Source organism: Lysinibacillus sp. RU7 (assembly GCF_057837305.1).
The window spans coordinates 121,326-131,666 of sequence record NZ_JBYQFK010000009.1 but is presented as its reverse complement, the minus strand read 5'-3'; the positions used below and the strand labels follow the sequence as shown (position 1 = coordinate 131,666).

Below are 10,341 nucleotides of genomic sequence, written 5' to 3'. Positions count from 1 at the left end.
GTTGGATTTACAAACACAGCTCCTGGAACGGCATTTGGGCCAAAATGATTTTTTTCGATTTTTGTTGGCAACCTGCCACCTGTAATGCCAAGTGGTGGACGAGGTGCTTTAAAGCCAACAATGCCAGGAATAAAGTTAGGAAATCCAGGCTTTTGTGGTGTTGGTTTTTGTGGAACTGGTCGGTCAGGTAAAGGTTTAAGTGCTTTAATAGGTACGCCGTTTGGATAACATTGGCTACCATCCTGCAATGTGTCAAAATTACGCTGCATGCCCCACATCCCCTCACCAAAATGTGGGTACAGATGACAGTGAATAATTGCATCGCCCATCGCGCCTTGTAATGAACCACCACCATACACAGGCGATATAGTAAAGTTTGTTTGAGGTGAAATAGCTTGCACATCTAGTAAATCTGATTGTGGATTTGTCGATTCAGATAGCCATTGATGTACATGATAGTGGAATGAATGCGTTTCTTTTACGCCAGCATGGACTAATCGTATTTTAATGGGATCACCAACATAAGCGCGTAAAATAGGGGTATCTGGGTCTCCAAATACCCAAGAATCATGATGAACTTCCTCTCCTTCGCATTCTGGGCAAACGATTCCCTCATGAATTAAACGCATTCGATTACGCATCGGCTCTGCGCGATAATTGACAAGGTGCGTTGCTTCGGGTTGTAGCGTATGTGGCGAAATCGGTTTTTGACCTGTTAAATCATCTATTTCCATTTCATCATGGAAGAACCATCCATATTCACGGAAGGACGGGAGCAGTGGATTATGAATGTCTGCAAAAACACCACTATTCATTGGTTTGCCAGTAATCGGGTCCGTCCATGTCGATCCACGAGGTTCTACAAAAAGAGCCCCAAATAAACCATGCACATTACTACCTAATTCACTGGATAATGTATTTCCTAAGTCAGAGAAAAGGTGAATCCCTTCGAGTTCAGTTTGCCACTTATAGATTATCGTTTTACCTGGTGCAACAGTAGTATTGGCATTACGCCCAACAAATGCACCATCAGATGTGAGCACATCATATGTTACCCTTTGGATATGCATCGATGTATGAAACGGTAATTGATTTTCAAAGTGGATTTCTACCTCATCGCCTGCATTTGCGCGAATGACTAATGGCTCCACTAAATCAACAGGTATAAATGGATTTTTGGAAACTAACCTTTTTACTTTGCTTTCATTTTCCTTTAATACATAGATCATACCATTCGGGTTGTGTTCACCAAATCGATTCACTACAATCCGAATGGGAATAGCGACAATATGAAATTTTCTAAGCATGTTGACCATCTCGAATATCTGGAATAGGCCTATCTGCTGTTTCGATATAAAACACTTCAATATCATCTATATGAATACGAAATTGCTCTCCATCTAGGGCAGTAACATTGGTTACCTCAGCATCGATGACAAGGAAATCACTGATGACATCGATGACCGGTCCGATAATAAGAAAAGGATATTGTGCCATTAATAGCAAGGCTCTACTTCCAATGTGGTTAGCAAATGTGTCAGACACAACAGCCTGTCGAATCGTATTAATGCTAGGTCCAGAAATATTTAAAGATGAAGCAAGCTCACTTAAATGCAATCTAACTTCCTTTCGGTATTCGGATTTACAAGGCTACTATATAATCACAAGTTGTCGGCTACAATCGAACGGCATAAATAAAGCGATATGCTCCATTGGGAAACTAAGTGGAGTAGGAAAAGTAAAGAATGGGGCATTGTGCATTTTGATATTTACAGGGTCCAGCGTAATATAGCCATTCGTTATCTCTACAACTTTTCCACAAAATATGGGGCGAAATGTTTGCCCGAGAATGTTTAATTGATCTTTCTCTGTTACAAGTAAAATACTTTTGTTTTTCATTTCTAGAAACAGCTCATTCTCTGGTGCAATGGGGCTTTCCATAAAACGCTCATCTCCTTCACCTAATAGTTATATGCGGGAAAATCAGCAGAGTACTAACTATTCTTTATGCTTAGTAGCTATCGAAAATAACCGATTTAGAAAAGCAGTAAGTCTTCCTTGCTTAATATACATAATGGTCTGTGTAGCAATTTCTGAAGTGGTTCGATGCTGTACGTAAATCTTTTGAGCGGACGTCCTCACTAATTTCCCTGTAATAGCTGTAATAGGGCTATCCGTGTAAACCGTGAGCCTTGTGCCTGCCCAAGCGACCAACTGTTTATCTAATAACTGTTCGAAAAATTGTTGCTTTAAAATTTCTTTTTTAGCGACAGTTTGGCCGAAGTTATTGATTAATTTCTGACGTAATTTCATGTCTATAACTACATGTTGATGGGTGTTATGGATTTCTGGAAGGCCGAATGGTGTTTTAGCCGAATGGATTACACTATAGGGAATCCAGATGCGTGTAAAGAGCGTTTTTAGCATGACGAAATCTCTTCCTACTGTATCGACACGGGCTATCGTTTTGATGACACCATCATGATTTCTAGAAATCACTTCCACTAATTGGTTCTTTTTGAGCTTAAAAAATTTTATGAGCATCATTTGTTTTTTTAAATGAGGCAGTTGATTACCTAAATTTTGAAGATTTCTTCCATGAATATATTCTTGTAGCATTTTTAATTCATATAATGGTAATGGGCTAGCGGGGGACGTATAAAGCTCCTCTTTTTTTAATTCAGTATGTCGAGGATCATGTACCGGATTCAATTAAAAATCCCTCCTTCTGTTCTAAGGTGAAATAAAGGCTTTCCTTCGTTACGTGATGAAACATTAAAAAAGGGTGGTAAATGTGAGTTATTTTTTCCTGTTAGCTAGCTTTTTTATTGCTTGTTTTGCTACGTATGTCTATTTAAGAAGGCTAAAAGCAGTCGTAGGGTATCATTTTGGTATGAATATTGCCATGCTCAGTAGTGGTGTGATGGGGTTAGGCGTTGGGGCACTCATCGGTCATGCTTTTCCAAATCATTATACACTTGTCACAATTATTGCAACGGTATTAGCAATAGGCATTGGAGCATTATTTGGAGCATTAGTGGATTATCAAACGGTGCTGTCGGGCATTTGTGGTGGGTTAATGGCTGGTATTATGGGACCAATGATTGGTGTGATGGCAGATTTCAATCTCGTACTATTTTGTGGCATATTAGTGTATATTATATTCCCGTTACTAGCCTTTTCAGTACGGGCTTAAAGACATGAATATGAAAAAGAGACGATCGACTAAAAATATCGGTCGTCTCTTTTTGTTATGGGTGGATGAACCATTTATATTGGCGTAAATAAATGACAGTTATAGTGCCGCGTTACGTGACAATTTAAATCGTTTTTGTCTGACGAAGTATATATCATTAAAATTCTAATATTGTACGAATGCTATTCATATACGATTGGCTGACAGGTAATTCCGTGCCATCCTTCATGAAAATAATAAAATTCGATGTAATATCGCGTGAAATCTTTTTAATAAAGTGAATGTTAATGATATATGATCGATGAATCCGAATAAACATATTAGGTAATCGCATTTCTAGTTCCTTTAATGTAACGGATGTTTTGTATTGCTCTCCGTTTCGATAAAACCATGTACGTTTTTGTAAGCTCTCAATATGTGAAATTTCACTAATCGGTATAGGACTCCAATCTTCATTTTGTTTTCCTGTTAAAAAACGATAAGGTTCTAGCTTTTTAGGCGAACATGTAGATGGCAATACGACTACTAGTGCGGCATTTCGACCATCAATCGTAATGGGATAACCGATTGCATAATAAGGTGTATCAAACAACGAGTTATCCATGACGGCGTCTAATTTACTTTGGGATTGTAAAACACGGTATGTGAGACTGTCTTGCTTAACAGCTGTACCTACCTCCAATTGAAGATCGTGGCTACCACTTGAAAAATATACATACGTATTCTCTACAGCTATTGCAATGGCTGCACTTTTTGGAATCCAGTCTTCTAATATAGCTTTATATTGTTCCAAGACTTTTCTATCGATAATGATATCCCCTTGTTTCATATAAAACATTCCCCCTCTGTATTATATGTGTTTTTACATTTCATCCCAACTATAAACTATTTCATCATTAATTTCAGGTGTTTTGTCAGAAAATAATGAAAAAAATCGAAGTCTGTTATATATTAATTTACAACAAGTATACCTGTTATGGAACAGTGTTTAAAATGTTTTCTTAGCAGAGTATCTTATTAGACAATTGGGAAGGTGGAAATGTAACATGTCAACTCGTCAAGAAAAGATTGAAGCTCTAAAAAAAGATTGGGCAGAAAACCCACGCTGGAAAGGCATCGAACGTGCATATTCAGCTGAAGAGGTAGTAAAATTACAAGGTTCAGTAGTAGTTGAGCAAACATTAGCTAAACGTGGTGCAGCTCGTCTTTGGAATTCTTTACACACAGAACCATTCATCAACGCTTTAGGTGCCCTAACTGGTAACCAAGCAGTTCAACAAGTTAAAGCAGGTTTAAAAGCAATCTACTTATCGGGGTGGCAAGTAGCAGCAGACGCAAACCTTTCTGGTCAAATGTATCCTGACCAATCATTATACCCAGCAAACTCTGTACCAGCTGTAGTTAAACGTATTAACCAAGCACTACAACGTGCAGACCAAATCGATCATTCAGAGGGTCGTGAAGATGGTTTTGACTGGTTCGCGCCAATCGTAGCAGATGCTGAGGCTGGTTTCGGTGGTCCATTAAACGTATTCGAGCTTGTAAAAGGCATGATTGAAGCGGGTGCTTCAGGCGTTCACTTAGAAGACCAATTAGCTTCTGAGAAAAAATGTGGTCACTTAGGTGGTAAAGTATTACTTCCAACTCAAAATGCAATCCGTAACTTAGTTGCAGCTCGTCTTGCAGCTGACGTAATGGGTGTTGATACAGTTTTAATCGCTCGTACAGATGCAGATGCAGCTGACATGGTAACTTCAGATATCGATCCACGCGATGCAGAGTTCATCACTGGCGAACGTACACCAGAAGGTTTCTTCCGTACAAATGCTGGTATCAAGCAAGCAATCGCTCGTGGTTTAGCATATGCGCCATACGCAGATTTAATCTGGTGTGAAACATCTCACCCATCTTTAGAAGAAGCTCGTGAATTCGCTACGGCAATCCACGCTAAATTCCCAGGGAAGATGTTAGCATATAACTGCTCTCCATCATTCAACTGGAAAGCAAAACTTTCTGACGAAGAAATCGCAGAATACCAACGCGAATTAGGTAAACTTGGCTACAAGTTCCAATTCATCACATTAGCTGGTTTCCACAGCTTAAACTACTCAATGTTCGAGCTTGCGCATGACTATAAAGACAATGGTATGGCTGCTTACTCTAAGCTACAACAAGCTGAGTTCGCTGCAGAGTCTAAAGGTTACACAGCAACTCGTCACCAACGTGAAGTTGGTACTGGTTACTTTGATGAAGTATCACAAACAATTTCAGGTGGTCAATCATCAACAACTGCAATGGCTGGTTCTACAGAAACTGAACAATTCGCATAAGAAATTGTTACAAAGAGTAGCGATTGCTTAAACAAATTGTAATGATTGTACACTTATACTCTATTTACTAGAGTATAAGTGTATCTAATAGATGAGGCATCGGGACCTTCTGTAACGGCTAAGCCATTCCAGAGGACAGCATTACAGAAGAGCGATGCAAAGTAATGATATAAATTGTACTTGAAGTACTAGGCGAAGAGCTTGCAAAAATTAAAGAAGCTGTTGGGGAACAAGCTGATGAAAGTAGTCGTTATGCCGAAGCGACTGCACTTTTCAAACCTTTAATCGAGCAAGATGGCTTTGTCGCTTTTCTAACATTACCTGGTTATGAAAAAGATTAGCTAATTCATTGTTTGTTAGACATGAAAACTCTACTATAATAATTCGTAAATTTTATTCATTTCCTACCATAATTTTCACGGAGTTGTGATAGGAGAAGACTTTTGAACATGGGTTTTGCCTCCCATTAAATAAAGTATATATAGCGTTTAAACAAGGGGTCTATTATAAAGAATTGTGTAAGATTCTTATAAAAGGGGAGAATGTCTTTCTAGTCATGATGGGACTAGGGAGACATTTTTTTGTATAGAGAATATGGTGGAAATCTATAAATCTTCTTTCCATTGATAAAATTTTCAGAAAGTTATATGATGTGGTTGTGGGAGAGATTACCAAGAGGGGGCAATCGTAAATGAAAAATAAAGAAATTCTACTCGTTCCAGGACCGACACCTGTTGTCGATGAAATTTATGAGGCGCTTGCAAGTGAAACAAGAGGACATACAGATGCACGTTTTGTGGCTATTTATAAACGGGCGATTGAAAATACAAAGAAATTGTTTAATACAGATGGTGAAGTGTATGTAGTAGCAGGCTCTGGTACACTGGCGATGGAAATGGCCATTGTGAACACAGTAGCGGAAGGGGAGAGGCTACTTGTCATTAGTCATGGTTATTTTGGTGATCGATTCACGCCGCTTGCGAAAGCATATGGGATTGAAGTCGATGTACTGCAGGCTGAGTGGGGGAAACGTGTTGAAATAGAAGCAGTACGTGAACAGCTAGCCAGTCACACATACAAAGCTGTGACAGTGACACATGCGGATACGTCAACAGGGGTAGCATCTGACTTAGAGGCACTGATTCCACTTATTAAAGCAGCAGGTGCGTTAGCTATTGTAGATGGCGTTGTCGCAACGGCAGCCTTGCAAGAAGATATGAATAAAGCATATGGTGGTAACGAAGCTTATAAAATTGATATCGCGTTAACCGGTTCACAAAAGGCGATCGGTGTACCACCAGGTTTAGCAATTATTGCATTTAGCAAACAGGCATTAGCTGCGCGTGAGGCATTAGAAACAGTACGTGCTTACTACGCAGATATTCATAACTGGCGCCCTATTATGGACAACCCAGCCAATTATTTTGCAACGCCACCGGTCAATTTAATTTATGCGTATGATAAGGCGTTGGAAATGGTGTTAGCGGAAGGGATGGAACAGCGGGAGGCACGTCATATCATGTATGGGCGAGCAGTACGTGCGGCACTTCGTAGCTATGGTATGACACCATTAGCAGATGAAGAGGTAGCAGCCGCGACACTTAGCTGTATGTTATATCCTGAAGGGGTAGAAGATGCTGCTTTCCGCAGTAGCTTAGCGAGCCGCGGTGTTATTGTTGCAGGGTCACTCGCACATTTAGCAGGCAAAGCATTCCGCATTGGCCATATGGGGAATACGACACCGGAGCAACTTGAACAAGCGATTCGTTTAATTGGCGAAGTACTCATGGAGCAAGGTGTGCAGGTGGACATTGAACTGGCAGTCGATGTACTACATCGAGAATTAAATATTTATGTAAAGTAAAGAATGGGCGCCCCACATACAGTACCAGGGCGCCTATTTTTTATTTATAACTTACTTTCATTCCCAATCGATTGCTTTAACCAACGAGTCGCTTCTACATAGTCTTGTGCAACCCCACGCCCTTTTTTATAGAGCATACCGAGTTGGAATTGTGCTTTTGTATGTCCTTGGTTAGCGGAAAGTTTATACCATTTGGCCGCTTCTGCATAGTCTTGTGGCACACCTTCACCCTGTATATGCATTTGGGCAAGTTGGAATTGTGCCTTTGCGAATCCAGCATGGGCGGCCTGTTGAATCCATTTTGCTGCCTCTGTGTGATCCACTTTTACACCTAGGCCTTTATCGTAAATATTGCCGAGCTTGTATTTGGCTTCAATATGCCCTTGCTCCGCGGCTAGGCGATAACATTGGCGCGCTTCATCATAATTACGCGTCGTGCCAAGTCCATTTTCGTACAGTAATCCGAGCTCAAACTCGGCTTGTACATGACTTTGATTGGCCGCAGCACGTAGCCATTTCAATGCTTCTGCGTAGTTTTGTGGCACACCTTCACCGTGTAAATAAAATAAAGCGAGTTCATACTGTGCTTCCATATGTCCTTTTATAGCCGCTCTTTTTAACCATTTAAAGGCGGCTTCCGATTGATTGTCTGCTTTATAAAGAAGTGCTAAATCAAAGCTTGCACTAATATGTTCATTGGCCGCTGCTTTCGATAGCCATTCAATTGCATGCTGAATTGATTTTTTCGATGATTGTTGTTTATAGAAAAGACCGAGTGAGTATTGTGCATTCGTATGGCCTTCATTTGCCGCGACAGTGAGCCATTTAATGGCTTCTTTTTCATTTTGTTCGACACCGTTTCCAGCTTTATAACAAAGAGCCAGTTGAAATTGTGCATTTGTATGTCCTTGCAAAGCGGCTTTTAAAAACCATTGCGCTGCTTTTTGCATATTTTGTTCGACACCGCGCCCTTTACTATATAAGTAGCCCAGGTTGTACTGGGCACTTGGATCATCTGCATTTGCTGCTTGTTCAAACAGTTCCTTTGCTTTTTCGAAACTCTGTGTGACACCAGAGCCGTTATGATACAGGAAGCCTAAGTTATTTTGTGCACTCGTATTACCTTGTGCAGCCGATAACTGATACCATTTGGCGGCTTCATACAAATCGCGTGAAACCCCATTTCCTTGATTGTATAAGGAGCCCAGATTATACTGGGCGTCCGCATTTCCGTTTTTTGCAGCCATTTCATATAATCCCGCGGCCTGCTCGTAGTCTTGTGTAACACCTTGACCAAGTTGATACAGTACGCCAAGTGAGTACTGTGCATTCGTATCCCCTTGCTCCGCAGCTAATGTGTACCATTTAGCGGCTTCCTCATAGCTTTGATTCACCCCGCGCCCGTGGTTATAGAGCACCCCAAGATTATATTGTGCACTCGCATTTCCCTTATTAGCCGCAACTAAAAACCACTGGGCGGCTGCTTCGAAATCATCTGCCGCAAAGTCTACATCCATCATAGTATGATTCGGTATTGTTTCAGTCGGTTCATCGATGTTGAAAAAAGCAGAAGCAGCCAACTGTTCTCCTTTTTTTATGCGCTGTAAATACCATTCACAAATATCAATTAAATATTCAACAACGATTTTCGATGCTTTGGAATGAACAATGTCATTCGAAGGTGTAGCCGTCATTTTATATACTAAATTCATGAGTAAATAGATGCGACGTGGATGAATTTTTGCGATAAAGTTTTTGTTGTTTAACAAAAGTCGAATCGCTGTATGGGATACATGTCTCTTCATTTCTTTTTCATATAAATCTCGGATTATAATGCCGAGTGCAATTTTTGATTTTTGCAGGGACAAGCTAGGATTCGAAATCGTATAGCGAGCAGCTGCTTGTAAGTGTTCAGCTAATGGTCGATGTGAGTCTGGTATAGTATTGCATAATTGTGTTAGTATATCTCGGTCAATCGCCATAGAAATCCCCCCTTGTATCCTTTCGATAAGTATTCTTTTTATCGGGTAGTTAAAGATAAATTCAATGTCAATTAGTATGATTTCCCAAATATGTGTGCATAAAAGCCGTATAAAAATGGAAGCCCATTGAATTCTTTTTCCAACAACTATACAATTTTAAGTAAATAATCGGGTTTGTATTTGGGAGAGGGGCATACATAGTGGAAGATGTGATTGTCGTTATACCTGCATTAAATCCTTTGCCGTCGTTTATTACCTTTGTGGAGCAGTTAAAAAAAACAGCTGTGACCAAAATAGTCATTGTTAATGATGGCAGTGAAGAAAAATATGCATCGATTTTTAATGAATTTCGACAAGACCTGCAATGCATTGTCATTGATCATCTACAAAATAAAGGAAAAGGGAGCGCTTTAAAATCAGGTTTTCATTATATTTTGCAGCATGAAAAAGACATAGCGGGTGTATTAACAGTAGGAGCACATGGGCAACATACGTTAAGCGATATACAATTGATGCTTGAATCGGCAAAATTGTTTTCAGATGGGATCGTGTTAGGGGTAAGGCGTTTTCGCTCCAGAGAAATGCCTATGTTGAGTTTTCTCGGTAATCGTGCCGCATCCATGTTATTTGAATTGTTATTTCGTCGCAGATTACTTGATATTCAAACAGGGCTCCGCTATATTCCTAGAAGCGAATTAAGCTGGCTACGAAAAGTACCTGGAGGGCATTTTAACTTTGATACGAATATGTTAGTCGAGGCACTGCGTCGGGATGTGCCGATTTATGAGATTCCAATTGGTCATGCGAAGGTACGAAAAAACTCTGTGATGAATTATGATGAGATTATTGATCCAAAGAAAATGCTGCAGCAAATATGGACGACTTTTTTTAGTGATAGAAAAGTATAAGTTTGAACGGGAGAAATCTTTTCAAAAAAAGAGAATGAATTTAGCGGGGTGAAACTTTTTT

11 protein-coding genes are annotated in these 10,341 nt (G+C 40.0%); 5 read left to right on the top strand and 6 right to left on the bottom strand.

Annotated features, from left to right (window positions below; genetic code table 11):
* The 4 genes from AC3II9_RS08845 to AC3II9_RS08830 form a co-directional block, all read right to left on the bottom strand.
* Positions 1-1,307 (bottom strand): multicopper oxidase domain-containing protein (locus AC3II9_RS08845; RefSeq protein ID WP_489154907.1); only part of this gene is annotated, 1,307 nt, incomplete at its 3' end.
* Entirely contained in the window at positions 1,300-1,617 is a 318-nt protein-coding gene (locus AC3II9_RS08840; RefSeq protein ID WP_489154905.1) for a hypothetical protein, read from the bottom strand. The genes AC3II9_RS08840 and AC3II9_RS08845, both read right to left, overlap by 8 nt.
* 36 nt (positions 1,618-1,653) lie before the next feature.
* Positions 1,654-1,941 (bottom strand): hypothetical protein, encoded by a 288-nt coding sequence (locus AC3II9_RS08835; RefSeq protein ID WP_489154903.1) that lies wholly within the window; start codon positions 1,939-1,941, stop codon positions 1,654-1,656.
* Positions 1,942-1,998: 57 nt separating this feature from the next.
* Positions 1,999-2,712, bottom strand: coding sequence for a hypothetical protein (locus AC3II9_RS08830; RefSeq protein ID WP_489154902.1), 714 nt, complete (start codon positions 2,710-2,712; stop codon positions 1,999-2,001).
* An 82-nt stretch (positions 2,713-2,794) separates the two neighbouring features.
* Between AC3II9_RS08830 and AC3II9_RS08825 the strand changes: the two genes are divergently transcribed.
* Positions 2,795-3,196, top strand: coding sequence for a hypothetical protein (locus tag AC3II9_RS08825; RefSeq protein WP_489154900.1), 402 nt, complete (start codon positions 2,795-2,797; stop codon positions 3,194-3,196).
* Positions 3,197-3,353: 157 nt separating this feature from the next.
* On the opposite strand, the gene AC3II9_RS08820 is transcribed toward AC3II9_RS08825, so the two are convergent.
* The gene (locus tag AC3II9_RS08820) at positions 3,354-4,025 is read right to left on the bottom strand and encodes a LytTR family DNA-binding domain-containing protein (protein WP_489154899.1); all 672 of its coding nucleotides are present in this window, start codon (positions 4,023-4,025) and stop codon (positions 3,354-3,356) included.
* A 217-nt stretch (positions 4,026-4,242) separates the two neighbouring features.
* Here AC3II9_RS08820 and aceA point away from each other — a divergent pair, with 217 nt between their 5' ends.
* The 3 genes from aceA (at position 4,243) to AC3II9_RS08805 (ending at position 7,390) form a co-directional block, all read left to right on the top strand.
* Complete coding sequence (gene aceA, locus AC3II9_RS08815; protein WP_489154897.1) at positions 4,243-5,526, top strand: isocitrate lyase; 1,284 nt, start codon at positions 4,243-4,245, stop codon at positions 5,524-5,526.
* A 173-nt stretch (positions 5,527-5,699) separates the two neighbouring features.
* Positions 5,700-5,867: a hypothetical protein gene (locus tag AC3II9_RS08810; protein ID WP_489154923.1), complete on the top strand. Its 168-nt coding sequence runs from the start codon at positions 5,700-5,702 to the stop codon at positions 5,865-5,867.
* Between the two features lie 350 nt (positions 5,868-6,217).
* Positions 6,218-7,390, top strand: a complete 1,173-nt coding sequence (locus tag AC3II9_RS08805) for a pyridoxal-phosphate-dependent aminotransferase family protein (protein ID WP_489154895.1) — start codon at positions 6,218-6,220, stop codon at positions 7,388-7,390.
* Positions 7,391-7,434: 44 nt separating this feature from the next.
* On the opposite strand, the gene AC3II9_RS08800 is transcribed toward AC3II9_RS08805, so the two are convergent.
* Complete coding sequence (locus AC3II9_RS08800) at positions 7,435-9,372, bottom strand: SEL1-like repeat protein (protein WP_489154893.1); 1,938 nt, start codon at positions 9,370-9,372, stop codon at positions 7,435-7,437.
* 200 nt (positions 9,373-9,572) lie between these two features.
* On the opposite strand from AC3II9_RS08800, the gene AC3II9_RS08795 reads away from it, so the two are divergent.
* The gene (locus AC3II9_RS08795) at positions 9,573-10,280 is read left to right on the top strand and encodes a glycosyltransferase family 2 protein (protein ID WP_489154891.1); all 708 of its coding nucleotides are present in this window, start codon (positions 9,573-9,575) and stop codon (positions 10,278-10,280) included.
* Positions 10,281-10,341 lie beyond the last annotated feature (61 nt).

What these genes read in the sequence shown, in the direction of transcription:
- AC3II9_RS08835 (WP_489154903.1), bottom strand. Translation starts at nt 1,941, where the DNA reads ATGGAAAGCCCCATTGCACCAGAGAATGAGCTGTTTCTAGAAATGAAA.
- AC3II9_RS08820 (WP_489154899.1), bottom strand. Translation starts at nt 4,025, where the DNA reads ATGAAACAAGGGGATATCATTATCGATAGAAAAGTCTTGGAACAATAT.
- aceA (WP_489154897.1), top strand. Translation starts at nt 4,243, where the DNA reads ATGTCAACTCGTCAAGAAAAGATTGAAGCTCTAAAAAAAGATTGGGCA.
- AC3II9_RS08805 (WP_489154895.1), top strand. Translation starts at nt 6,218, where the DNA reads ATGAAAAATAAAGAAATTCTACTCGTTCCAGGACCGACACCTGTTGTC.
- AC3II9_RS08800 (WP_489154893.1), bottom strand. Translation starts at nt 9,372, where the DNA reads ATGGCGATTGACCGAGATATACTAACACAATTATGCAATACTATACCA.